This window comes from Pseudodesulfovibrio tunisiensis (assembly GCF_022809775.1).
Taxonomy (GTDB): Bacteria; Desulfobacterota; Desulfovibrionia; order Desulfovibrionales; family Desulfovibrionaceae; genus Pseudodesulfovibrio; species Pseudodesulfovibrio tunisiensis.
The window spans coordinates 1,644,362-1,667,766 of sequence record NZ_CP094380.1 but is presented as its reverse complement, the minus strand read 5'-3'; the positions used below and the strand labels follow the sequence as shown (position 1 = coordinate 1,667,766).

The window sequence follows — 23,405 nt, the reverse complement described above, 5'->3', positions numbered from 1 at the left end:
TGTCGAGTCCTATTCGGCCATGGCGTCCCTGAGATGGCGCACGTAGATGTCGGCCCACGCGTCGATCATGCCAAGGCCGCGCAGTTCGGTCTTCACCGAGAATCCGGCCTTTTCCAGCATGACCTTCCATGCGTCGTCCTCGTCCCCGGCCATGTCGTTGGAGGCGTGGTCGCCCGCCACGATCATGAAGGGCTTCATGAGCACCTTCCTGTTGCCGGACGCCTTGAGCTGCTTCAGCATTTCGTCGAAGCCCGGAAAGCCTTCCACGCAGCCCACGAATACGGGGTAGTCGTATTCCGCCTGCATGGCGGCCTGGAATTCCGCATAGATGCCCGTGGAAAAGAAGTCGTTGCCATGGCCCATGTAGACCAGAGCCGCGCCCATTTTCCCGGCTTCGGCCACGTCGCCCTTGAGGGCCTTGGTCGCAGCGGCGATGTCCTCGGCATACGGGTGGGCCACGCCGGGCATGCCCAGAGCGGGACGGCCCACCACGATACACTTGAAGGGCTTGTGCTGCGGTTTGAGCGTGGAGATGGAACGCAGACCCGCCACCATGGTCAGGGTGTCGTGGAACTCCTCGCCCGCGAATACGTGCATGGATTGCACCGCGATGTCGGTGTAGCCTTCATCCTGAAGGTCGGCGATGGTGGCCAGCGGCGTGCGCACGAAGAGTACGTCTTCCGGAATGCCGGGGTTGGCCTTTTTCCATGCCTCGTCGGACCGGCGTTCCTGCCATATCCTGCGGATGATGTTCGAGGTGAAGGCCAGCTTCACGGGCGTGCCGGGGTTGGCCTTGGCCACCTTGTCGCGGATGTGCAGAATGGATTGCAGCGCCTCGGGATAGCTGGTGCCGAATGCGGTGAGGACAATGGCCTGCCTGCCGGTTTCGGCCTTGGCGTGTCCGGCCGTTGCCGGGGCGGCGAGCAGGAGCATGGCCGCGAGAATCGGGAAAAGGGTGAGCGCACAGATGCGCGACCTGTAACGGAGCATGATGCTTCCTCCCTGATTGGAGGGCTTGTTTGCGGGATACAAAAATCCCTTCCCCGCTGTGCGGAGAAGGGGTTCCGTATTTGTCCCTTCGAACGTGTCCCGGACGGCAAAAGCCCTCGTTGCCTCCGAGCGAACCATTGGTCGGCCTTCAGGCAGGTCTTCCGGCTGGCCCCTCCTGCGCCGCCTTCCCGGGGTGGCCCAGTGGCATGATGGCGAGGATTCGCGGGGCGTCACGGCGGCGGGTCCGCTCCCGATTCGCACGGGATTCCCTATCAAGTCCGATGGACACCTGAATTGTCACAGGTTCTAGGCGCAGTGGTGCAGTCGTGTCAAGACGATTGGAGCCGGGTGCGGACGTGCGGCAGGAGGCCGGGTCAGGCGTTCCGGTTTTCCCGATGAATGCGGTCCTGAAAGTTCTGAAGCAATTCCTCGGTGTTGATGACGAGTGCGTCGGATTCACCCATCATGCCGTAGCCCAGAATCGGGATGTCGAACACTTCTTCCACGGGCACGGTGAATCCGGTGATGACCACCTGCTGCTGGCGGAGCACTTCGTCCACCAGAATGGCGGCCTTGTATTCGCCCACGCGGACCACCACGGCCTGAGCCAGCTGGATGTCCTCCACCTCGGCGGTCAGGCCGAGCAGGTCGGCGAGTCTGAGCAGGGAATGGACCGAGCCGCGCACGTCCACGGTTTCGCGGCCGTCCGGCAGTTCCACCACCTCGTTCAGCTTGGGCATGTAGATTTCCACCACGTCCCGGCTCGGGATGATGAACACGTCGCCGCCCACCTTGCAGACCAGTGCGTCCACGATGCCTTCGTTGGCCGAGCGGTCCAGCGGAATGCTGATGGTGAACTCCGATCCCTTGCCCAGTTCGCTGGATATTTCCACATCGCCGTCAAGGGATACGCGGATGGCATTGACCACCGCATCCATGCCCACGCCGCGGCCGGACACATCCGTGATCTTTTCCGCAGTGCTGAATCCGGATTGGAGCACGAACTGAAGGATTTCCTCTTCGGAATATTCGGCCCCGACCTCGGCAATGCCCTTTTCCAGCGCCTTGTTCAGAATGCGTTCCGGGTCCATGCCCTTGCCGTCGTCCTGAACCGAAATGTACGCGTATTCCCCCTTGCGCCAGGCCGACAGAGTGACGTGGCCGATTTCGGGCTTGCCTGCGATCTTGCGTTCGTCCGGGAGTTCCAGACCATGGTCCACGGCGTTGCGCAGCAGATGGACCAGAGGCTCGTTCAGGCTCTCCACGATGGTCTTGTCCAGAGGCAGTTCCTCGCCCTTGACCTCGAAGTCCAGCTTCTTGCCGATCTTCTGGCTCAGACTCTTCACCAGTCGATGCATGGGCATGAAAATCTGCTTGAGCGGCACCAGTCGAATGGCGTCCACTTCCTTCTGGAGCTGGCTGATCACGTTGTCCAGTTCACGCAGGCTGGCTGCCACCTGATTCATGTTCTGAGCGCCGCCCTGAGCAATGACCGCGTAGGTGACCATGAGCTTGCCCACCAGTTCGATGACCCGGTCAAGACGGTCCGTGGGCACGCGGATGGAGGATATGGCCTGTGGGGCAGGAGCCTTGTCCGGCTTGGCCGGGGTCTTGGCCTGTTCCGCTGGTTTGGCTTCGGGCTGCATCGGTTCGGGTTCGGGCTCCGGTTCCGGAACGGGCATGTCCGCGGTTTCCTCGGCCATGTCCTCTTCCATGCCCATTTCCTTTGCCATGGCCGCCATGCCGGCCATGTCCTCGCTCGGGGCTTCCGCTTGAGGTTCTTCCACGGGGGCGGACTTTGCTGCCGGGGCCTGTTCCTCCACCACGTCGCCCTTTCGGAGCAGGCCGGAAATGGCGTACAGAAAACGCTTGTGCGCCTCGCATACGTTGAGGCAGGCCGTGACGATTTCGTCGTTGACCGGGGTGATCCCGTCGATCAGCATGTCCAGAACCGCGATGAGCTGGGCGGAATTCAGGCGCATGTGCGACAGGCCAAGCGCATCGAGTATTTCCCCGATGCCCTGGCCGGTTTCCGCCACCTTCAGGACTCGTTCCTGCAATTCCTCAACGCATTGGTCGATGCTCTCGCGCATGCTGTCCTCTTATTGGGTCGTGAAAAAGGCTTCTTCGTCGGGATAGACGGTGATATCCCTGTCGTATCCCCATTGGTACAGGGTCTGCTTGCAGTCCGGGTTCACGTTGAACGCGCCTATGTGAAAGGTGACGCCCATGGTGGAAAGCATGGCCCAGGCCGACGAGCCGAAGGACAGGACATGGGCCATGTCCAGCAGGATGGTGTCCCCGGGTTCCACGGAAAGAATCTCGGACACGATCATGTCCCGGTGAACCTTCAGGTGGATTCGCTTGTCCTGGATGCGCAGAATATGCACGTCGCCCCTGTGCTCCACCTCCACTCCGGCGAGGACCACCTCGGCTTCGGACTGGGCTGGTGTGGAGGCGGTCAGGATCAGGCCGAGCACTTCCTCCTGCTCCTCGCGGTCCGTGTCTCCGTCCCGGAGCATCTCCAGAACCTGAAAGATCATGTTCACGGAACGGGAGAGCAGGGTGATGTTTTCGGAGGTGTGTTCCACTTCTCCGGCCTGCACCTTCTTGAGAAAGTCCTCGACCTTGTGGGTGAAGCCCGAGGCTTCCTCGTATCCGGCCATGAATCCGGTCACGCCCTTGATGGTGTGCAGGGGGCGCGCGAGTATCTCGATGCCCTGTCCGACGTCGCCGGAATCGAGCAGTTCGAGTCCCTCCATGACCTGGGGATAGTACTTGTCGTTCACCTCGGAAAAGAATTCCTCGACCATGGGGTCGTCAGTCATTCCCGCACCCGCCTATTTGTTGAGCAACCCGAGTTTTTCCAGTTCCGTGTAGAGCTTGTCCTTGGCCACGGGCTTGACGATGTAGGCCGAGGCCTCGCCGTCGTAGAAGGATTTGATCACGGTCTGCGGATCATCAAGGGCCGTGGTCATGATGACCTTGACCTTGGGCTTGAGTCCGCCCGCGTCTTCCATTTCCCGAATCTTGCGCAAGGCCTCGATGCCGTCCACCTCGGGCATCATGATGTCCATGAGGATGAGGTCGTAGGGTGATCCTTCCTTGTGCGCCAGACGAAACGCTTCCACGGCCTCGCGACCGTTGACAACGATGTCCACCTCGAAAAGGGTCATGAGAAAGGACCGCAGTACCTTTCTGCTCAGAAATTCATCTTCAACGATAAGTGCCCGCATAGCCCCGTCCCTGTGTGTTGCAGGAAATTTCCCATGATTACCTTTTCATTCTGGTATCCAATGGAAAACCTTGTCAATAAAACCTTGAAAAAAATAATCGATATCCTTGCCTGATTACGGATGATCATGTACCAAGCCGCCCATGCTCAGAGACATTTCCGAACACCGCAGGCAGCGTATCCTGAACGTGCTGAAACGGCGCCAGAAGGATCTGACCCTGGTCATGGACAACATTTGGGACCCGCACAATGTTTCCGCAGTCCTCCGCAGTTGTGATGCCTTCGGCGTTGCAAGGGTCAATCTGTACTATACCACGGCCCAATGGCCGAATCTGGGCCGGAAGACATCGGCCTCGGCCAAGAAATGGGTGGATCGCGTCCGTCACGACGACGGTCCGGCCATGATTCGCGAACTGTGCGAACAGGGGTGCCAGGTCCTCAAGACCGGGTTTTCCGAAACCGCGCGTCCGGTCATGGATTTCGACTTCACCCGGCCCACGGCCGTGATTCTCAGCAACGAGCACAGCGGGACTGCTCCGGAGCTGTCCGAGCTGGTGCCTGACGAAGTATACATCCCGATGCAGGGGATGGTCCAGAGCCTGAATGTGTCGGTTGCCGCCGCACTGATTCTCTACGAGGCGTTTCGTCAGCGCCATGCCGCAGGCATGTTCGATTATCCGGATTTCTCCGAGGAGGAACTGGAGGAGAAGTTCCGGGAATGGTCCTGGCGCTGACTTCGGCGCACGGGAATGCTGCGGACCATTAGTATTTTGCGTTTCGGTATTGAAACCTGACGCATCCGGCTGTATACAGTTGCCGGATAACAGGCTGCTCCAGAAAGGCCCGAATGCGGCGATGCAGCGGAAAAGCATGCCGGCCGCACCCTGGCCCTGATTCCTTCCGCAGCCCGACATTCGAATCTTTTTGCGCAGCCTGTGGTTTTTGCAGGCAGAACAACACTAGCCGCCTGGAGGGTCGCGGTGCACGAAATACTGAAAGCGCTGAATGCCGGGGAAGCCGTCATTTATCCCACGGAAACGCTCTACGCCATCGGGTGCGACGCGTACAACGTCGAAGCCGCGAACAAGGTTGCGGAAATCAAGGGGCGCTCCAAATCCAAACCCCTGCCGCTCATCATCGGCGGGCTGGACATGCTGCGGCTCGTCACCGACCATGCTCCCGAGGAGATGGTCTCCCTGGCCCGGGCGTTCTGGCCCGGTCCCCTGTCCATTCTGGTCAAGGCCAGGCCCGAATTGCCGGACATCGTGTCCGATGCGGACGGGTACACCTCGGTCCGCTGGTCCGGGCATCCCTTTGCCAGCGAACTTTCCCGCCGTCTGAAGCGGCCCGTGGTGGCCACCAGCGCCAATCTGAGCGGCAATCCTCCGGCCGCCGTGCCCGAAGCCATTGATCCGGAACTGCTCGCCATGTGCGGCGCAGCGTATCTGGATCCGCCGTGGCCCCGGGGCGGCAAGGCTTCGTCCGTGGTTCGCGTGCTTGGGCCCACCAGCCTGAAACTGCTTCGCGAGGGGGCCGTGAGCCTGAAGAAGCTCTGCGACAAGGGCTTTGCCGTCACTTTTTCCTGATGCCGCACAACACAATGGCTTGCAGAGCCGGGACCGGACGCGTGTGCGTCGGGTTCCGGTTCTTTTCGTGGATTCGCACGTGAATTCCGGGCAGGTGTTCGTCTTTTTATAACCTGCTGTTCAAGAATTCGCCGACAGGCTATTCTGCATGGGAATCCCAGGAGGGAAAGCATGCGGTACGAGCCCGGAAAACCCGATCTTCCGATCATCCTTCTGGTGGAGGACAGCAGGTCCATTGTCGCGGAACTGGAGCGGAGACTTGCCGTTTCCGGCCGTTTCGACGTGCGGACTGCGGAAAGCCTTGCCCAGGCCCGGACCTTGGCGCTTGCCTTTCAGGATCGCATCTTCCTCGCCATACTCGATCTGATCCTGCCGGATGCGCAGGACGGAGAGATCGTGCCCCTGTTCTGCGACATGGGCATTCCTTCCCTTGTCTTCACTTCGGACTTCAATGAAACCACCCGGCAGCGCGTGATGTCCTCGGGCGTGATCGATTACGTGGTCAAGGACAGTTTTGCCGTGGACATGCTCCTTGAATACGTGGAGCGGCTGTTTCGCAATCGGGACGTGACCGTGCTCGTGGTGGATGATTCGGATTCCTCGCGGCATTCCATGACCGGGCTGCTGCACCGCCAGATGTTCCGCGCCGTGGTGGCCGAGGATGCGGAAGGCGCGCTGGCTGCGCTGGATGCGGATTCGTCCATTTCCGTGGTGCTGGTGGATCAGGAGATGCCGGGCATGAAGGGCGTGGAACTGACCTCGGTCATACGCAAGCGGTTTCCGGCCCGCCCTCTTTCCCTGATCGGGGTGTCCCATCTGGATGATCCGCTTCTTGCGGCCCGGTTCATCAAGGCCGGGGCCGACGATTTTCTTTCCAAGCCGTTCGAGGCCGAGGAATTCAACTGTCGCGTGACCCATTCGGCCCAGATGCTGGAACAGGTGGCCGAACTCCGGGAACTCGGGGAGTTGCGGAACCGTTTTCTGGGCATGGCTGCCCACGACCTTCGCAGCCCGATCAACGGGATTCACGGGTTTTCCAAGATGCTCATGGAAGGGCTGTGCGGCGAACTGAACGAGGATCAGCGCGAGGTCATCGAGTACATTCATACTGCCAACCGCCACATGAACAGCATGGTCAACGATCTGCTCGACATCTCGGTGATCGAGTCCGGCCAGCTCAAGCTGCTTCGGCGCGAGCAGGACTTCACCCGCATGGTCGAGTTCCGGCTTCGCGTCCACACCGTGGGAGCGCGACAGAAGAACATCAGACTGGAACAGGAATTCGAGCCATTGCCCGAATTCCTGTTCGATGAACGCCGGATGGGGCAGGTCGTGGACAACCTGCTGTCCAATGCCCTGAAATTCTCTCCGGCCGGTGGCACGGTTCGGGTTTCGCTGCATGGTGAGGGGGCAGACCTTGTCTGTTCCGTGTGTGATCAGGGAGAGGGTATCCCGCCCGGCGAGGAGGACAATCTGTTCGCGAGTTTCGGCAAGACCAGCGTGCGGCCCACGGCCGGGGAGTCCAGTACCGGACTGGGATTGTCCATTGTCCGGCGGATCGTGGAGGAGCATGGCGGCAAGGTCTGGGTGGAGAGCGAATACGGCAAGGGTGCCTGTTTTTTCTTCAGCCTGCCTTTGGACAGGGAAACCGCGGGTGAAAAAAATTGAACTTCGAGGTGACGCAGTTGCCGGGTTTCGGAAAAGCGGTTGAAATTTTTGTACGCTGTCCGCATTGTTCCGACCGATGCCAAGCCGTTTTCTTTTTTCTTAATACTCTGAAATAAAATGATAAAAATGTTTTTCATGGTGTTGTCCATGTTTTGGCACGCAGAATGCTAGAAACAGATCATCCTTACTTCCTTCTTTTGCACGATCAAGCACGAAAACGGCTTTTCAGGACTTCCTGAAAAGCCTTTTCGTTTTTCAGGCGTTTGACTCGACTGCGGAATGGCGGCACACCTGTGCGTGAACTGCATGCCGTGAGGAGGCTGACGTGACCTATTCCAAACCGTGCCCGGCCTGCGGGCATCCCGTGGAAATGTACAGGAACCCGGTTCCCACCGTGGACGCCGTGATTCTGATGGAACTGTCCGACGGACGGGAAGGCGTCGTGCTGGTGGAACGGGCCAACCCGCCGCACGGCTGGGCCCTGCCCGGCGGATTCGTGGACTACGGCGAGACCTGCGAGAACGCGGCCGTGCGCGAGGCGCGCGAGGAAACCGGGCTGGACGTGATCCTGACCGGACTGCTTGGCGTGTATTCCGACCCGGCGCGCGATCCCAGACATCACACCATGAGCGTGGTGTATTCGGCAGTGGCGAGGAATCCCGATGCCCTGTGCGCCGGGGACGATGCGGCGCGGGCCGTGGTTCATCCTCTGGACAGTCTGCCCGAACTGGTGTTCGACCATGCTCGGATCGTGGCCGACTTCATCCGGCAGCGTGAACATCTGCGCTGAGCCGGTTTGACTCGCCACAGGGCCGGGACTATGGTTTCGCGGTCGTTTTCAACCTCTTCGCACTACGGACGGAACAGTGAAGAATCTCTGCATCACTCTTGGCGATCCCTGCGGCCTGGGCCCGGAACTGGTCTGCCGCCATTTTACGGAACATCCGCCTCTTGAAGGCGAGCGGCTGCTGCTCATCGGCCCGAAGCTGGCGCTCGACCGCGAACTGGAGCGGCTGGGCGCGCCCGCGTTCTTTTCCGTGCTCAAGTCTCCCGAGGCCCTGCTGGAGCAGGAAGCTGGCGCATATCTGTACGAACCTCCGCAGCTCGCACGGCTCGGGTTTCCTCTTGGCAAGGCCGTGGTGGAAGGCGGCCTGGCTGCCGGGGTCAGTCTGGACGCGGCCATCGAGACGCTCAAGGCCGGGATATGTCATGGCCTGCTGACTTGCCCCCTGAACAAGGCCATGCTGCAGAAGGCCGGGTTCGCGTTTCCCGGACATACCGAATTCCTTGCGGAAAAGCTGGGCGTGGGCCGGGACAATGTGTGCATGCACCTGTGCGGCCATGATCCCGAGAACCCGCAGGCCCCCATGCTTCGGGTCAGTCTGGCCACCACGCATCCGCCTCTTTGCGATGTCCCGGGCATGATTTCGCGTGAACGCATTCTGCGCTGCCTGCGGCTGACCGCCGCGTTCACGGCCCGGCTCGGTCTGGACGCGCCCATTGCCGTGTGCGGCCTGAACCCCCATGCCGGGGAATCCGGATGCATCGGAAGCGAAGAGGGCAAGACCATCATCCCGGCCATCGAGGCGGCCCGGGCCGAGGGCATGAACGTGGAAGGCCCGTTCCCCGGGGACACCATTTTCCATTTCGCGGCGCGAGGCCAGTATTCCGCCGTGCTCGCCATGTATCATGATCAGGGATTGGCTCCGCTCAAGCTGGCGCATTTCAGTCAGGCCGTGAACGTGACCCTCGGCCTGCCATATCCGCGCACCTCGCCGGATCACGGCACCGGGTACGACATCGCGGGCACGGGCAAGGCCTCCACCGAAAGCTTTCATTCCGCCTTGGACATGGTCCGGCTGCTGACCGAAAGACAGGACGGGTAAATGGCAAAACGATTCATCCTGCTGGACCGCGATGGCACGATCATGGTGGACAAGCACTACCTGCATGATCCCGATGAAGTGGAACTGCTGCCCGGCGCGGCTTCGGGACTGGCCCGGATGCGGTCCATGGGGTTCGGCCTGATTCTGCTTTCCAACCAGAGCGGTGTGGGCCGGGGATATTTCGACCATGATTCGGTCAGGGCCGTGAACCAGCGGCTTTTCGACCTGCTTCGGCCGCATGGCGTGGAATTCGACGGCTCATTCTATTGCCCGCATGCCCCGGAAGAGGCCTGCGACTGTCGCAAACCTGCCCCCGGACTCATGAAACAGGCTGTCGAGGTCCTTGGATTCGATCCGCGTGAATGCGTGATGATCGGGGACAAGGAGAGCGACATCCTGCTGGGCAGGAATACCGGGAGCGCCACCATTCTGGTGCGCACGGGCAAGGGCGCGGCGCACGAGGCGCGATGCGCGGATGTGGCCGATCATGTGGTGGACGATCTGGACCGGGCTGCGGATGTGATCGAGGAATTCTACAGGTAGAAGGGTTGGTCCGTCCTGCCTTTTCTGTCTGCGGCCAAAAGCATGGCGGTTGCGGCCAGTGACAGCTCCGGTCCTGACGAGTGTGCGACGTCCCGGAGCTGGTCCGGAAAATCGGTCAGCTCCGGTTTTTCCGTTTTCAAGTCCGGGAATGTTGCGAGTCGCGTCATTTCCTTTTGCAATCCTGCCCATTCAGCGGCCTCTGCCTTGGAAGGCTGGGCCGTTTTTTTTGCGTCTGCGCATGCTTCCCGAAATCGGGATTGTGAACAGAGGGCAGTACTGGCGGCTTCCTGTGCAGCCATGATGCCGGCCCTGTGACCAAAGACCTGCGTGGCCAGCACCATGCAGCCGCCCATGCGGTTGGCGCCGTGCATGGACGCGGCGCATTCGCCCACGGCGAACAGGCCGGGCACGGATGTTGCGCCGTGCTCGTCCGTGACCGCGCCACCATTCCCGGCATGGGCCATGAGCCCGACTTCTTCCATTCCGCGCGGCGTTTCGATTCGTGCGAATCCGTCGTGATGCCGGGCATCCCGAAGCAATGCATCCAGTTTCGACTGCGGCTGGCCGAAAAAGGCCGGGCAATGCAGGGCGCGGGCCGAGCGCAATGCTTCCAGTTCGCTGCCAACGGCCTGTTCCGCCGTGACGGGAGTGCCGGAGTCGGGATGGATGCGGTTGCCCGGGGACAGAAGCGCGGCAGGGGAGCGGAATTGTCGATCGCGCGTGTACCACATGAATTGGAGAAAGCCGGTGTTGACCATGCGCGTCCCGGCCCGGGCCAGAATTGCGTGCCCATAACCGGGATTGGCCCTGCCGCTCACGTTCAGGGCAAAAAGCGGGGCCGGACCGCCAACGGCCATGATCACGGTCCGGGCGCGGATGGCTGCGGGGCGTCCTTCATGCATCCCCCATGCGCCCACGCATCGGGCATTGTCCATGGCAAGGCCCAGAACCGTGAAGCCGGGCAGAAACAGGGCTCCGGCCTGTTCGGCCCGTTGCGTGAAACAGGCGTGGGCATGGGCAAGATCGTCGAATATCGCGGCCCGGGGAATCCGGCTGCCGCATCCGGGAAACAGGGCAAGGTCGCCCGAGTCGTTTCGGCGGAAGTCCAACCCCATTTCTTCCAGTTCCGCGAAGCGCGCTTCGGCGTCCTCGGCCATGATCCGGACAAGATGCGGATTCACGAATCCGGGCCGGGCAAGGGCGAGAACCTCGCGGCAGAAGTCGTCCCGGTCGTGTTTCCCGGGCCGCTGGATGCCCAGGGCGTTGTTGCGGTTGGTGAAGGAGGATCCGGATGGCGCATTTGAAGGACTTGCCACGGTCACGGACAGGTGCGGGGCCGCGGCTGCGGCGTGTGCGGCGCGAAGTCCGGCAAGGCCGGAGCCGAGGACCAGAACGTCCGTGTCACGATGCGCGGGAGTGACGGGAGACATGGGACATGATCGGCGTGTTCCGGGAAGATGGTCAAGAAAAAACCGGGCCGAAGCCCGGTTTCACCCTAAGCGGCTTTTTTCATCCGCTTTCTGTCGAGCCGTACCCCTATCCAGCAGGCGACTACGGCGAATCCGATTTCGATGGCATCCATGGGGATGATGATCCATCCGAGTTCGGTCCAGTAGTTCATGATACGCTCCTCCCTATACGCTTTCCCCTGTGGGGAACCGCCCGAGTAACAGAGCTGGGCCCGGTTGTAAACCTCGTGAGTATCTTATTTTCGAACGGTATTCGCCTGCTCGAATATGCTGGAATACTTGCCGTATCCCTCCTTTGCCAAGTCTTCAGCCGGCACGAAGTGCAGGGAGGCGGAATTGATGCAGTAGCGCAGTCCCGTGGGCGGCGGGCCATCCCGGAACACGTGGCCGAGATGGGAATCCCCGTGGCGCGAGCGCACTTCCGTACGGAGCGTGAACAGGGTCTCGTCCTTTTTTTCCACGATGTTTTCCGGTTCGAGCGGTCTGGTGAAGCTCGGCCAGCCCGTGCCCGAGTCGAACTTGTCCAGCGAGCTGAACAGCGGCTCTCCGGACACGACGTCCACGTAAATGCCCGGCTTGTGGTTGTCCCAATGGGCATTGGCAAAGGGCTGCTCCGTGCCGTTCTCCTGCGTGACCTTGTACTGGAGCGGGGTCAGTTTCTGGCGCAGGGTTTCATCGTCCGGTCTGGCATAGGTCGGGGCCTTGGTCCGTGCCTTCGGCATTGCTGCCGGCATTTCGGCTTCGTCGCCCCAATGCTTGTCCACGAAGCGGTCGCGTCCCGAGAGAAAACGGTAGCTTTTGTATCGTACCGGATTCTTCCTGTAATAGTCCTGATGGTATTCCTCGGCCTTGTGGAACTGGTTCAGCGGCAGGATTTCCGTTGCCACGGGCTTGCTGAATCTGCGGGATTCGTTCAATGCGTCGCGCGAGGCTTCGGCGATGCGCTTCTGGTCGTCATTCTGATAGAATATGGCCGAGGTGTACTGGTGCCCCCTGTCTCCGAACGATCCGTCCGGGTCCGTGGGGTCATGATGCTTCCAGAATACGTCCAGAATCCGGGCATAGGTGATCCGGGCGGGATCGAATTCCACCTGAACCGCTTCCCTGTGGCCGGTCGTGCCGCCGGAAACCTGCTCGTAGCTCGGGTTCGGCTCGGTGCCGCCCACATAGCCGGACACGGCGCGTATCACGCCCGGCGTCTTTTCCATATCCGCCTCCACGCACCAGAAGCAGCCGCCCGCAAGTACTGCCGTTTCCGTTTTCTTCGATTCGGTCATGTCGTCTCCGATTGCTTTCCTTCCATCCGCGAACAGCAGAATCCCGAATGCCAGGAGTGCCATTCCAATGATGGCAAACATTTTTTCAGTCGGGTTCATGATTGTCACCACCTGTCGTAAATGGTTATTTTTATCATTAATAGAAGATAGGGTCTTGATGCCCGCAGTCAATGAGAATCAGGAGGCGGGCAACAGGAAAAAGCCCTCCTGCACAAGATGCAGGAGGGCTTTGTCAACGGATGGGGGCGGCCTGTCAGGCTGCCAGCGTGTCCTTGGGGCAGACGTGGCGGTCCACTTCCCGGACCTTGCGGATAACGGTTTTCATGATTGTGCGAAAGGTCTGGAAATCCTTGGCTTCGTAACGGAACTTGGCGCGAGTCAGACCGGCCATGTCCACGGTTTCATTGTACAGGTAGGGAATGTACAGGGCGTCCTGCTTTATGAATTCCTCCACCTGCTGCATTGTTTTGTGGATTTCCTCCTGATTGTCGGCCACGTGCTTGAACAGCTTCCTGAGTCGTTTTTCCACGTTGCGCAGGGAAGCGGCCCAGGAGGGTCCCTGAGGCACGGCGGACATGCGCGGCCGGATCGTGCGGCAGGTTTCCAGCGCGGCCAGAAATCGGGTCACGCTGCCCGGAGTCGAGGCCAGATGACCCCGCATGCGGGCCTGTTCCACGCTTTCCGGCGTGGTGCCGTCAATGGGCGCACCGCCACCGTAGAGGTTGAAGACCGGGAAATTTCCGCGTGTGAGGTCTTCTTCCATCTCGCGTTTCGCGGTCAGGTACTGGATGGAGGAAATGAGTTCGTTGCCATGGATATCCGTGATCCTCTGGTGCATGCGCGGATTGAACTTCAGGTTGCCCGTGGCGTGGTGGCCGTTGGCATGGGTGCGTGCGCCCACATAGGCGAAATCCTGACCGGCCAGCACGATGTGGCTGACCCCGCACCAGCGCAGGAAGCGGGCAAGGGCAAGGCTCACGTTGCCGCCCGCGTCCAGAACCAGTTCCCGGTCCTTCATCACGAAGGTGCCCATGCCGCCCACGGTCCACAGAGGAACGGTGGGGCCGGGGTACCGCTCCACCACTTCGGGATTGAGCTTGGTGGAGTAGATCAGGGGAATGTCCCGAGCGAATTCCGGGTCCAGACGGTCATAGACCTTGAGCATGCTGTCATCGAAGTCGATGGCCAGACAGATGTGCGGCTTGAGTCCGTGCTGCTGAAGTACGGGCAGGGTCTGGAGCGCCGTGGTGTAGAGCATGTTTCCGGGATCGGCCGCAAGCTTGGGTGCGGTTTCCGCGATGCTCGGCCCGGCGCCCAGAATGACCGCGCCCATGCCCTGTGCCGCTCCTTCGAGCTGAAGCAGGCTGCCGTCGTTCAGGGCGCGGCGGAAATTCTTGAGTTCGTTGCTCACCATGGTGTCCTGCCGGTGGCGCAGCGTGGACAGTTCCAGAGAGAAGTTTTCCAGCTTTTCCTTGATGATGCGCGTCCAGTGCGCGTACTCGGGACCTATCTGTCGGCTGGGCAGGTCGCCGCGCAGATGAATCTGGCCGTAGATGAACTGCATGTCCAGATTGCGGATGACTTCCTGAATGTAGTTTTCGTCCGGGACCATCAGGTGCAGCTTCTTCGCTTCCATGAACGGGCGGTAGTCGGTCTGGCCGAGGCAGGCCATGAGCATTTCGGGCCGGGGTTCGAGCAGGATGACCTTGTGCGTGTCCGGGGTGTTCATGAGCACGTGGTTCACGCCGTAGCCGAGATTGCAGCCCACGATGATGGTGGCGCTGGTTCCGGCCTTTTCCCCGGGATTCCAGTTCTTGTATGCGCCCACGGGTGGCAGGGCCTCGAAAATGCCCGTGCCGTTGTCCATGCGCCAGTCGTGCAGGCCGAGGTCGTTGATGAACAGCCTGCTGGTCATGTCTTCCTGATCATACTGGCCGCTGGCAAGCCAGGTATAGACCGGGTGGCCCATTTCCTTGAGGGCCTCTATGTTGTCCTTGATGAACGGGTAGCCTGTCATGACGTCTCCTTGGGGCGCTGGTTTCATGGCGGATCGTCGGAAAATTTGCATGATGCGTGCCAGTTGCGTCCATCGGATTTTTGCCCTACCGTGCGGATGACAAATATAACTTCATGTTCCCTGATTTCAAGGAAATGCCATGAATAGAGACCTGCTTTCCCTCATCGGGTCCACACCCCTTGTGGAAATACGCCGCCTGAATCCGAATCCGAACGTCAAGATTTTGGCCAAGCTGGAATGCGCCAATCTGGGCGGCTCCATCAAGGACCGTGTGGCTCGCGCCATGATCGAGGCTGCGGAACGTTCGGGCGAGTTGAGCCCTGACAAGATCATCATCGAGCCCACATCCGGCAATACCGGCATCGGTCTGGCCATGGTGGCCGCGGTCAAGGGATATCGCATCCGGCTGATCATGCCCGAGACCGCCAGCGAGGAGCGCAAGATGATCATGCGCGCCTACGGAGCCGAGATCGAGTTGACTCCCGGCCATCTTGCCACGGACGGGGCCATCGAGCTGGCCTATCGTCTGGCCCGCGAGGAACCGGACAAGTATGTGCTCATGGACCAGTACAACAATCCGGCCTGCATCGAGGCACACTACAACGGCACCGGGCTGGAAATCTGGGAACAGACCGAGGGAAAGGTCGATTACGCCGTGGTGTGTCTGGGCACCTCGGGCACGGCCATGGGCATTGCCAAGCGATTGCACGAGATGAGTCCCACGGCCCGCGTCGCAGCGGTGGAGCCGTATGCCGGGCACAAGATTCAGGGCCTCAAGAACATGCTGGAGTCCTATCCTCCCGGAATTTATGACAAGAAACAGATGGATGAAATCCTGCACGTGGAGGACGAGGTTGCCTTCGACTACTGCCGCAGGCTGGCCCGGGAAGAGGGCATTTTCGCGGGCATGAGTTCGGGGGCTGCCCTTGGCGGAGCTGTGCAGCTCGCCAAACGCATGAAGAGCGGTGTGATCGTGGCCATTTTTCCGGACGGTGGCGAACGCTACCTGAGCACTCCGCTGTTCGCGCCCAAGGCCGCGAGCTGCATGTCCCTGATGGACGCGGCTTCTGCAACGCTCAAGCCGCTGAACGCCTCGGGCGGGTTGGGCCTGTATTCCATGGGGCCGAGTCTCGACAACATTTCCGGCCTTGATTCCTGGCGGCGGCTCGTGGTGCTGGACGTGATGCGTCGCGCCCTGTCTGCCCGCGGGATCGATGTGACTGCCGTGGCCGGGCTGGCCGACATGGACGACCGGACTTTGGCTGCATCGCGCGATGCAGGCATGGCATGGGCGGATTTTGCCGCGCAGACCCGGGAGGCCATTCGGACCAAGGCCAGGGACATGGGCATTTCCGAGGAAATGCTGTTTCCTCTGGCTTCGGATTCCCGCTCCACGGCCGTGGACCTGTGCCGCAAGCTGCTGGGCAAGGGGCTGGCCTATGAAAAGCTGCGTTCCGTGTATTTCGACGTGTTTCGCGACAAGCGGTACGGCGAGGTCGGGACCATGGATCTGGAAAAGGTCTCGGCAGGGCGCACGGTTGATCTGGGTGCCTACGTCAAGGACAACCCCCTTGATTTCACTCTGTTCAAGCGCGCTTCGCTCATGGATTTGAAGCGCGGCGAAGTCATGGAGACCGAATGGGGCAATGTCCGGCCTTCGTGGTTTCTCCAGCACGCTGCTGCGGCGCTGGATTCCCTGTCGCGCATCGACGTGTTCATCGGCAGCGAAACCCACCAGTTTCCGCATCTGGAAAACATGCGCGCCATCTGGAGCGCAGCCCGGCGCGAGTTGCAGACGTGGGTGATCAACAAGATGGCCGTGGATTGCGAGGGCATGAATCTGGATTCCGTGGCCAAGACCTTGGGCGGATATCGGGCTGCTCGATTCTGGCTGCTTTCCGCCACCCATTCCAAGCCGTTGTGCGCCACGCCCGAGAATCTGGCCATGTGGACGCGCAACTGGCAGCGGGTGCAGGAGGGCGCGGCAGCGTTGGCTGCCATGCAGGATGCCCCGGGCGACGAGGTCTCCCGCGATGTGGATCAGGCCGTTTTCGATCTCAAGGCCGGACTGCGTGATGCCTTGGAGGATGATCTGGCCCTGCATCGGTTCTGGGCTGTGCTGTTCCGGTTCATCAAGCAGGCCAACGCCTGTATTTCCGAGTCCCGGTTGACCGGTGCCGAGGCCCGGACCTGCCTTGACCAGTTGCTGGCTGCGGACGACATTCTCGGCATTCTGGATCGGGAGCATCTGCCCGTGCCGCTGTCCGGTCTGCCCGATGAGGTGCAGGCAATGGTGGCGGACCGTCAGAAGGCGCGTCAGGGCAAGGATTTTCAGGCTTCCGACGCCCTTCGGGACCGCTTGGCGTCCGCTGGATACCGTGTTGAGGACACGGCCAAGGGACCGAGGGTCTTTCCCATATAGAAATTGGTTTCAGCAGAAATCTCCTCAAGCGCATCCTTGCGGGATGCGCTTTTTTTGGGGTTGCCCGGCAATGTGCGAGCCTTGTTTCGGGCTTGTCCGGACGTGTGCGAAACGCTCGAAGTGGAGCATAGGAGAGCCTGTTTTTTTCCGACCTGTGGAAGAGGCAATACCCGCAGGTTTTCCACAGACGGCGTAGCTGGAACGGGTGATACAGAAAGGGCGATTTGGGGGCAAAAATTGATTGACCAATCAATTAATTTTTGAAGAAATTTTATTTGTCCAAATATTGCGATATGTTAAAGGCGATATTTTTTCTGGCTTTTTTGTTTGACTGTGGTATTTCTGGACTCACGAACGGCGAGGAAGTCGTTCCAAAGCACAGGAAAGTTTTACACAGGGGTATAGTCATGAAGCGTATGGGTATGGTTTTGATTCTTATGTTGGTGATGGCTGGAACCGCCATGTCGGCTGTCAAGGCGGAATCCTTCGGACCTTACAAGGCAACCTCCGTGGCCGAGGCCAAGACCTGCGGCGTCGATACCGGCGTGGTGCTCAGCGGCCATCTGGTCCGCAAGGTCAAGGACAACGTGTATCTGTTTTCGGATGGTACCGGCGAACTGCTGCTCCAGACCGAGGACGGCGCACTGGACAACGTGGACATGCAGCACGCCACCGTGAACGTGAACGGCCGGATCGCCAGCAGTTTCATGTACACGGAAGTGGAAGCCACCACGGTCACCGTGCAATAGTTTTCGATTACGGCAGGGTATGGGAAAGGGAGCCTCTTTCGAGGCTCCCTTTCTTTTGTGCGGTCATGGGGACGGGGAACGTCAGAAACGTTCGTACACGTCCTGTTCGTCCCGGATCGGCACCGGGAATACCTGACGGGGGTGGGAGCCGGGAAGGGCCTGCCTTTCCTGTGTCGGGGCCGAAAGCGCATGTCCGTTGCCGTTCAGCTTGAAAAAGCCCACCGAGTCCTGAAGCTGGAGAGCCTGGGAGGACAGCCGGTCCGAAGTGGAAGCCACCTCCTCGGCTGCGGCCGCATTCTGCTGCACCACCTGATCGAATTCCTGAAGCGCGCGGTTGATCTCGTCGGCTCCGGAACTCTGTTCCGCCGTGGCCCGGGAAATGGCGTGTACCAGTTCGGCGGTGCTCTTGATGTCCGGGACCACGTCCACGAGCATGGACCCGGCGCGTTCCGCTATCTGCATGCTGGTGGCCGAGAGTTCGCTGATCTCTCCGGCAGCCGTTCCGCTGCGTTCGGCCAGCTTGCGCACTTCCGCCGCCACCACGGCAAATCCCTTGCCCTGTTCTCCGGCCCGCGCCGCCTCGATGGCCGCGTTGAGCGCCAGCAGGTTGGTCTGCCGGGCGATTTCCTCGACAATGGCAATGCGTTCCGCAATCTTTTTCATGGCTTCCACGGTTTCGGTCACGGCCTTGCCGCCCTTTTCCGCTTCATCGGCTGCCTGTCGGGCCGTGATTTCCGTCTGGGACGCGGTCTCTGCGTTCTGGGTGATGTTGGCGGTCATCTGTTCCATGCTGGCGGAAATCTGTTCCGCGGATGCGGCCTGCCGTGATGCGCCAGCAGCCAGATTCTGGGACGAGGCCGCGAGTTCTTCGCCATTGGAGACCACGGCATCGCTGCCTTCCTGCACGTTCTGCACCACGTCGCGAATATGGTCGGCCATTCGGTTCATGGCCCGGGTGAGCTGGCTCACCTCATCCTTGTGATTGTCTTCCAGATGCACGTCGAGCCGCCCCTTGGCAATGGCGCGGGCCGCGTCCACGCACCGGGACAGGGGCTGGGTGATGCTGCGCGCGATGAAGAGCACGAGCGGGATGACCACCAGTACCAGCCCGAGAATCACGGCCATGGCGATCCAGAAGACCAGCTTGTTGGTGAAGGCGTTGAACTTGTCGGCAGTGGCCGCACTGCATTTGTCGATGGCGTCGATGTAGATGCCTGTGGCGACCCAGAAATCCGTGCCCGGGATCAGTTCGGCGTAGGCCAGCTTGGGGGAGGGGACCTTCTCCCCGGGCTTGAAGAACCAGTAGGTGACGAATCCGCCGCCCTGCCGGGCTTTTTCCGCGAGCTGGCGAATGTAGGGCTTGCCCTTCTTGTCCTGAATGTTGATGCGGTCCGTGCCCTGGAATTCCGGGCGAAGGGGATGGGCCACGTTCACGCCCGAGGTGTCGTAGGCAAAGTAGTAGCCGTTCCTGTCGAAGCGGATGTTCCTGAGTTCGCGCTGGACCGCTTTTTCCGGTGCTGTTCCTGCTGCCTTGGCTTCGCTTACGGCATCGGCAACCCGGGTGGCCACGGATTGGACCGAGAATTTCAGGGTTCGTTCGAAGCCTTCCATGATTGCGGCCCGGGTTTCCCCGGTTCCTTCGGCCGAGAGCTGGATCAGCCCGGCCCAGAATGTACCGCCGGTAAAGATGGTGGACAGGACAATCAGAAGCAGGAGAACCAGAATTCTGGTTCGGATGGAAAATTTCCGCCACATACGCACCTCGAACAGAAGTTGGGGATTATGAAGGTCGGTTCGTGCTACTCGTCGAAATCCTTTGAAAAAAACGGTGAATGACAGATTGAATGAAAGTTCGTTCTCGTTTTCGGGCCTCCCGTGTGCGCGGGAGGCCCGGCATGGGCCCGGCTGGTCAAGGGAGCTCGGTACGTTTCCATTGCGGTCGGAAAACCGGGCCTCGTGCTTGCGGAAAAGGGAGCGCGGACAGCCGCGCTCCCTTCTGTCTTTCGTTGCCTATTCTTCGCCCGCCATGTGCTTGTACTGCTCGTAGCGGTTGTTGTAGTCCTGTTCGATCTTTTCGCGCAGGGCCTTGGACGCCTCGGGATGGAACTTCTCGAGGATGGCATACCGGTTTTCACCGGACAGGAATTCCTGCAGTGTGCCGTCCGGGGCCTTGCAGTCGAGGGAGAAGGGATTCTCGCCCTTGTCCGCCAGTTCCGGGTTGAAGCGATACAGCGGCCAGTAGCCGGACTTGACTGCAAGCTGCTGCTCGAACTGGGTCTTGCCCATGCCCTTGCGGATGCCCTGGTTGATGCAGGGAGCGTAGCAGATGATCAGGGACGGGCCCTTGTAGGCCTCGGCTTCCTTGAAGGCCTTGATCATCTGCTGCTTGTCCGCGCCCATGGCCACGGAGGCCACGTACACGTAACCGTAGGTCATGGCCATGCGGCCCAGATCCTTCTTGCCGGTGCGCTTGCCAGCGGCAGCGAACTTGGCAATGGAGCCGAGCGGGGTGGCCTTGGAGGACTGGCCGCCGGTGTTGGAGTACACTTCGGTGTCCACGACAAGGATGTTGATGTCCTCGCCGGACGCCAGCACGTGGTCCACGCCGCCGTAGCCGATGTCGTAGGCCCAGCCGTCACCGCCGAAGACCCAGACGGACTTCTTGGTGAACAGGTCGGCCATGGATGCGATTTCGGCCAGCTTTTCATCCTTGGTTCCGGCCAGAGCTGCCTTGAGCTTGTCGCCGGTTTCCTGGGAAGCAGCCGCATCGTCCTTTGCGGCCAGCCATGCTTCCAGCGCTTCCTTGACTTCGCCGGAAGCGGACTGGGCAGCTTCGGCTACCTTGGCAGCCAGAATGTCGCGGCGGTTGGACACGGCCATGTTGATGCCGTAGCCGAACTCGGCGGCGTCCTCGAACAGGGAGTTGCCCCATGCCGGACCGTGGCCGTCGCGGTTCATGCAGTACGGCGTGGACGGAGCGGACGCGCCCCAGATGGAGGAACAGCCCGTGGCATTGGCAATGACCATGCGTTCGCCGAAGAGCTGGGTCAGCACCTTGACGTACGGGGTCTCGCCGCAACCGGCACAGGCGCCGGAGAATTCCATCAGGGCCTGACGGAACTGGCTGCCCTTGACCGTGTCGCGCTTGAACGCGTCCTTGTAGGAAACGGTCTCGGAGAATTCGAAGTTGGGAATCTGTTCAGCGGTCTGGGTGGCGATGGGCTTCATGACCAGCGCGGTTTCCTTGGCCGGGCAGATGTCGGCGCAGTTGCCGCAGCCCAGACAGTCCTGCGTGTTGATCTGGACGCGGAACTTCATGCCCTTCACGTCCTTGCCCTTGGCTTCCAGCGTGGAGAAGGAGGCCGGAGCGCCCTTGAGTTCCTCATCCGTGGCCAGAACCGGGCGGATGGCGGAATGCGGACACACGAACGCGCACTGGTTGCACTGGATGCAGTTGTCCGCGATCCATTCGGGCACGTTGATGGCCACGCCGCGCTTTTCATATTTCGCGGTGGCAACGGGCATGGTGCCGTCCTCGGAAAAGGCGGAAACAGGCAGGGAATCGCCCTTCTGCGCCTGAATCGGGCGCATCACGTTCTTCACGTAATCCGGCTCGTCGCGTTCCACGGGGGCTTCGTCGGCCAGGGACTTCCATGCCTCGGACACCGGGATTTCCACGATGGCGTCGGCAGCCTTGTCCACGGCGGCGTTGTTCATGTTGACGATCTTGTCGCCCTTCTTGCCGTACGCTGCCTTGATGCCGGCCTTGAGCAGATCCACGGCCTGCTCGAAGGGGATCACGTTGGACAGCTTGAAGAAGGCGGTCTGCATGATCATGTTGATGCGTCCGCCGAGGCCGACTTCACCCGCGATCTTCACCGCGTCCACGGTGTAGAACTTCAGGCCCTTTTCCGCGATGGTGCGGCGCATGGCTGCGGGCAGTTCCGTTTCCATCTGTTCCGCGCTCCAGGGACCGTTCAGGACGAAGGTGCCGCCGTCCTTGATGCCTTCCAGCACGTCGTACAGGTGGACGTAGTTGGGATTGTGGCAGGCCACGTAGTCGGCCGTGTTCACCAGATAGGTGGACTGGATGGGCTTTTCGCCAAAACGCAGATGGGAAATGGTGATGCCGCCGGACTTCTTGGAGTCGTAGGCAAAGTAGCCCTGCGCATACATGTCGGTGTTGTCGCCGATGATCTTGATGGCCTGCTTGTTCGCGCCGACCGTGCCGTCGGAACCCAGACCCCAGAACTTGCACTGCACAGTGCCTTCGGGCGTGGTGTCCAGCGCTTCGCCCAGCGGCAGGGAGGTGCCGGTCACGTCGTCCTCGATGCCCACGGTGAACTGGGTCTTGGGCTGGGCCTGCGTCATGTTGTCGAACACGGCCGCGACCATGGCCGGGGTGAATTCCTTGGAGCCGAGACCGTAGCGGCCGCCGATGATCTTCGGGGCGTTTTCCCTGCCCAGAAATACGGTGCACACGTCCTGATACAGGGGCTCGCCCAGGGAACCGGGTTCCTTGGTGCGGTCCAGCACGCACAGGGTCTTCACGGATTCGGGCAGCACGGCCAGAAAGTGTTTGGCCGAGAACGGACGGTACAGGCGGACCTTGAGCAGGCCGACCTTTTCGCCCTTGGCCACGAGCATGTTGACCACTTCCTCGATGGCCTCGCACGAGGAACCCATGGAAATGATCACGCGTTCGGCGTCGGGAGCGCCCACGTAGTCGAAGGGCTTGTAGGAGCGGCCGGTCAGGGCGCTGACCTTGTTCATGTAGCCTTCCACGATTTCGGGCAGCTTGTCGTAGTAGGCGTTGGCAGCCTCGCGGCCCTGAAAGTAGATGTCCGGGTTCTGGGCGGTGCCGCGGATGTTCGGATGCTCGGGGTTCATGGCGCGGGCGCGGAAGGTCTCGACCTTTTCCATGTTCACCAGCGGTTTCATGTCCTCGTAGTCGATCAGTTCGATCTTCTGGATTTCATGCGAGGTCCGGAATCCGTCGAAATAGCTCACGAACGGCACGCTGGATTCGATGGCGGACAGATGCGCCACGAGGGCGAGGTCCATGACTTCCTGCACCGAGGCTTCGGCCAGCATGGCGAAACCGGTCTGGCGGCAGGCCATCACGTCCTGATGGTCGCCGAAGATGGACAGGGCGTGTCCGGCCACGGCGCGGGCCGAGACATGAAAAACGCCGGGCAGGAGCTCGCCCGAAATCTTGTACATGTTGGGAATCATCAACAGCAGGCCCTGCGATGCGGTGAAGGTGCTGGTGAGCGAACCTCCGGCAAGTGCGCCGTGCACTGCGCCGGCTGCACCGGCCTCGGACTGCATCTGGCGGACCTTGACGGTCTGGCCGAAAATGTTCTTTCGTCCCTGGGATGCCCATTCGTCCGCGATCTCGCCCATGGTGGACGAGGGCGTGATTGGGTAGATGGCCGCGGTCTCGCTCAGGGCGTAGGCCACGTGGGCGGCAGCGGTGTTGCCGTCCATGGTCTTCATTTTCTTGGACATGATAAGCTCCGTTGTTATTGGTGTACCCTTTTCAGATTATACGCTTATTCAG

The 23,405-nt window shown here is 60.7% G+C and carries 18 protein-coding genes and 1 riboswitch; of the genes, 8 read left to right on the top strand and 10 right to left on the bottom strand.

Going from position 1 to position 23,405, the window contains the following annotated elements; all coding sequences use genetic code 11:
* Positions 1-9 precede the first annotated feature (9 nt).
* The 4 genes from MPN23_RS08175 to MPN23_RS08160 form a co-directional block, all read right to left on the bottom strand.
* A complete protein-coding gene (locus MPN23_RS08175; RefSeq protein ID WP_243547205.1) occupies positions 10-990 on the bottom strand; it encodes a sirohydrochlorin cobaltochelatase in 981 nt (326 codons plus the stop codon).
* A 134-nt stretch (positions 991-1,124) separates the two neighbouring features.
* A riboswitch (cobalamin riboswitch) is annotated at positions 1,125-1,298 on the bottom strand.
* Between the two features lie 66 nt (positions 1,299-1,364).
* The gene (locus MPN23_RS08170) at positions 1,365-3,083 is read right to left on the bottom strand and encodes a chemotaxis protein CheA (protein WP_243547204.1); all 1,719 of its coding nucleotides are present in this window, start codon (positions 3,081-3,083) and stop codon (positions 1,365-1,367) included.
* A gap of 9 nt (positions 3,084-3,092) precedes the next feature.
* Complete coding sequence (locus MPN23_RS08165; protein WP_243547203.1) at positions 3,093-3,818, bottom strand: Hpt domain-containing protein; 726 nt, start codon at positions 3,816-3,818, stop codon at positions 3,093-3,095.
* A gap of 12 nt (positions 3,819-3,830) precedes the next feature.
* Complete coding sequence (locus MPN23_RS08160; RefSeq protein ID WP_243547202.1) at positions 3,831-4,226, bottom strand: response regulator; 396 nt, start codon at positions 4,224-4,226, stop codon at positions 3,831-3,833.
* A gap of 142 nt (positions 4,227-4,368) precedes the next feature.
* Here MPN23_RS08160 and MPN23_RS08155 point away from each other — a divergent pair, with 142 nt between their 5' ends.
* The 6 genes from MPN23_RS08155 (at position 4,369) to MPN23_RS08130 (ending at position 9,908) form a co-directional block, all read left to right on the top strand.
* A complete protein-coding gene (locus MPN23_RS08155; RefSeq protein ID WP_243547201.1) occupies positions 4,369-4,959 on the top strand; it encodes a TrmH family RNA methyltransferase in 591 nt (196 codons plus the stop codon).
* A 246-nt stretch (positions 4,960-5,205) separates the two neighbouring features.
* Entirely contained in the window at positions 5,206-5,811 is a 606-nt protein-coding gene (locus tag MPN23_RS08150) for an L-threonylcarbamoyladenylate synthase (RefSeq protein ID WP_243547200.1), read from the top strand.
* 171 nt (positions 5,812-5,982) lie between these two features.
* On the top strand, positions 5,983-7,479 hold the full coding sequence (locus MPN23_RS08145) for a hybrid sensor histidine kinase/response regulator (protein ID WP_243547199.1): 1,497 nt from the start codon (positions 5,983-5,985) through the stop codon (positions 7,477-7,479).
* Between the two features lie 325 nt (positions 7,480-7,804).
* Positions 7,805-8,269, top strand: coding sequence for an NUDIX domain-containing protein (locus MPN23_RS08140; protein ID WP_243547198.1), 465 nt, complete (start codon positions 7,805-7,807; stop codon positions 8,267-8,269).
* A gap of 76 nt (positions 8,270-8,345) precedes the next feature.
* Positions 8,346-9,365 carry a 4-hydroxythreonine-4-phosphate dehydrogenase PdxA gene (pdxA, locus tag MPN23_RS08135; RefSeq protein WP_243547197.1) on the top strand — a complete coding sequence of 340 codons (1,020 nt, stop codon included), beginning with the start codon at positions 8,346-8,348 and terminating at the stop codon, positions 9,363-9,365.
* Positions 9,366-9,908 (top strand): D-glycero-alpha-D-manno-heptose-1,7-bisphosphate 7-phosphatase, encoded by a 543-nt coding sequence (locus MPN23_RS08130; RefSeq protein ID WP_243547196.1) that lies wholly within the window; start codon positions 9,366-9,368, stop codon positions 9,906-9,908.
* On the opposite strand, the gene MPN23_RS08125 is transcribed toward MPN23_RS08130, so the two are convergent.
* The 4 genes from MPN23_RS08125 to MPN23_RS08115 form a co-directional block, all read right to left on the bottom strand.
* The gene (locus MPN23_RS08125; RefSeq protein WP_243547195.1) at positions 9,899-11,338 is read right to left on the bottom strand and encodes an FAD-dependent oxidoreductase; all 1,440 of its coding nucleotides are present in this window, start codon (positions 11,336-11,338) and stop codon (positions 9,899-9,901) included. The two genes, MPN23_RS08130 and MPN23_RS08125, sit on opposite strands and share 10 nt — an antisense overlap.
* 65 nt (positions 11,339-11,403) lie before the next feature.
* Positions 11,404-11,529 (bottom strand): hypothetical protein, encoded by a 126-nt coding sequence (locus MPN23_RS17025; protein ID WP_279388706.1) that lies wholly within the window; start codon positions 11,527-11,529, stop codon positions 11,404-11,406.
* A gap of 84 nt (positions 11,530-11,613) precedes the next feature.
* Entirely contained in the window at positions 11,614-12,654 is a 1,041-nt protein-coding gene (gene msrB / locus MPN23_RS08120) for a peptide-methionine (R)-S-oxide reductase MsrB (protein ID WP_243547194.1), read from the bottom strand.
* 253 nt (positions 12,655-12,907) lie between these two features.
* Positions 12,908-14,671: a motility associated factor glycosyltransferase family protein gene (locus MPN23_RS08115; RefSeq protein WP_243547193.1), complete on the bottom strand. Its 1,764-nt coding sequence runs from the start codon at positions 14,669-14,671 to the stop codon at positions 12,908-12,910.
* Positions 14,672-14,810: 139 nt separating this feature from the next.
* Between MPN23_RS08115 and MPN23_RS08110 the strand changes: the two genes are divergently transcribed.
* Positions 14,811-17,093 carry a cysteine synthase gene (locus MPN23_RS08110; RefSeq protein ID WP_243547192.1) on the top strand — a complete coding sequence of 761 codons (2,283 nt, stop codon included), beginning with the start codon at positions 14,811-14,813 and terminating at the stop codon, positions 17,091-17,093.
* 293 nt (positions 17,094-17,386) lie between these two features.
* The gene (locus MPN23_RS08105) at positions 17,387-17,842 is read left to right on the top strand and encodes a NirD/YgiW/YdeI family stress tolerance protein (protein ID WP_341540112.1); all 456 of its coding nucleotides are present in this window, start codon (positions 17,387-17,389) and stop codon (positions 17,840-17,842) included.
* 81 nt (positions 17,843-17,923) lie between these two features.
* Here the strand turns inward: MPN23_RS08105 and MPN23_RS08100 are convergent, their stop codons facing one another.
* Together MPN23_RS08100 and nifJ are read right to left on the bottom strand one after the other, a co-directional pair.
* A complete protein-coding gene (locus MPN23_RS08100) occupies positions 17,924-19,597 on the bottom strand; it encodes a methyl-accepting chemotaxis protein (protein ID WP_243547190.1) in 1,674 nt (557 codons plus the stop codon).
* Positions 19,598-19,852: 255 nt separating this feature from the next.
* Positions 19,853-23,353, bottom strand: a complete 3,501-nt coding sequence (nifJ, locus tag MPN23_RS08095; protein WP_243547189.1) for a pyruvate:ferredoxin (flavodoxin) oxidoreductase — start codon at positions 23,351-23,353, stop codon at positions 19,853-19,855.
* Positions 23,354-23,405: the final 52 nt, after the last annotated feature.

Bases quoted from the DNA above. Each gene is read 5' to 3' on its own strand.
- MPN23_RS08145 (WP_243547199.1), top strand. From the start codon at position 5,983: ATGCGGTACGAGCCCGGAAAACCCGATCTTCCGATCATCCTTCTGGTG.
- MPN23_RS08105 (WP_341540112.1), top strand. From the start codon at position 17,387: ATGTTAAAGGCGATATTTTTTCTGGCTTTTTTGTTTGACTGTGGTATT.
- MPN23_RS08125 (WP_243547195.1), bottom strand. From the start codon at position 11,338: ATGTCTCCCGTCACTCCCGCGCATCGTGACACGGACGTTCTGGTCCTC.
- msrB (WP_243547194.1), bottom strand. From the start codon at position 12,654: ATGACCGAATCGAAGAAAACGGAAACGGCAGTACTTGCGGGCGGCTGC.
- nifJ (WP_243547189.1), bottom strand. From the start codon at position 23,353: ATGTCCAAGAAAATGAAGACCATGGACGGCAACACCGCTGCCGCCCAC.
- MPN23_RS08175 (WP_243547205.1), bottom strand. From the start codon at position 990: ATGCTCCGTTACAGGTCGCGCATCTGTGCGCTCACCCTTTTCCCGATT.
- MPN23_RS08160 (WP_243547202.1), bottom strand. From the start codon at position 4,226: ATGCGGGCACTTATCGTTGAAGATGAATTTCTGAGCAGAAAGGTACTG.
- MPN23_RS08170 (WP_243547204.1), bottom strand. From the start codon at position 3,083: ATGCGCGAGAGCATCGACCAATGCGTTGAGGAATTGCAGGAACGAGTC.
- MPN23_RS08165 (WP_243547203.1), bottom strand. From the start codon at position 3,818: ATGACTGACGACCCCATGGTCGAGGAATTCTTTTCCGAGGTGAACGAC.
- MPN23_RS08110 (WP_243547192.1), top strand. From the start codon at position 14,811: ATGAATAGAGACCTGCTTTCCCTCATCGGGTCCACACCCCTTGTGGAA.
- MPN23_RS17025 (WP_279388706.1), bottom strand. From the start codon at position 11,529: ATGAACTACTGGACCGAACTCGGATGGATCATCATCCCCATGGATGCC.
- MPN23_RS08115 (WP_243547193.1), bottom strand. From the start codon at position 14,671: ATGACAGGCTACCCGTTCATCAAGGACAACATAGAGGCCCTCAAGGAA.
- MPN23_RS08100 (WP_243547190.1), bottom strand. From the start codon at position 19,597: ATGTGGCGGAAATTTTCCATCCGAACCAGAATTCTGGTTCTCCTGCTT.
- MPN23_RS08155 (WP_243547201.1), top strand. From the start codon at position 4,369: ATGCTCAGAGACATTTCCGAACACCGCAGGCAGCGTATCCTGAACGTG.
- MPN23_RS08130 (WP_243547196.1), top strand. From the start codon at position 9,366: ATGGCAAAACGATTCATCCTGCTGGACCGCGATGGCACGATCATGGTG.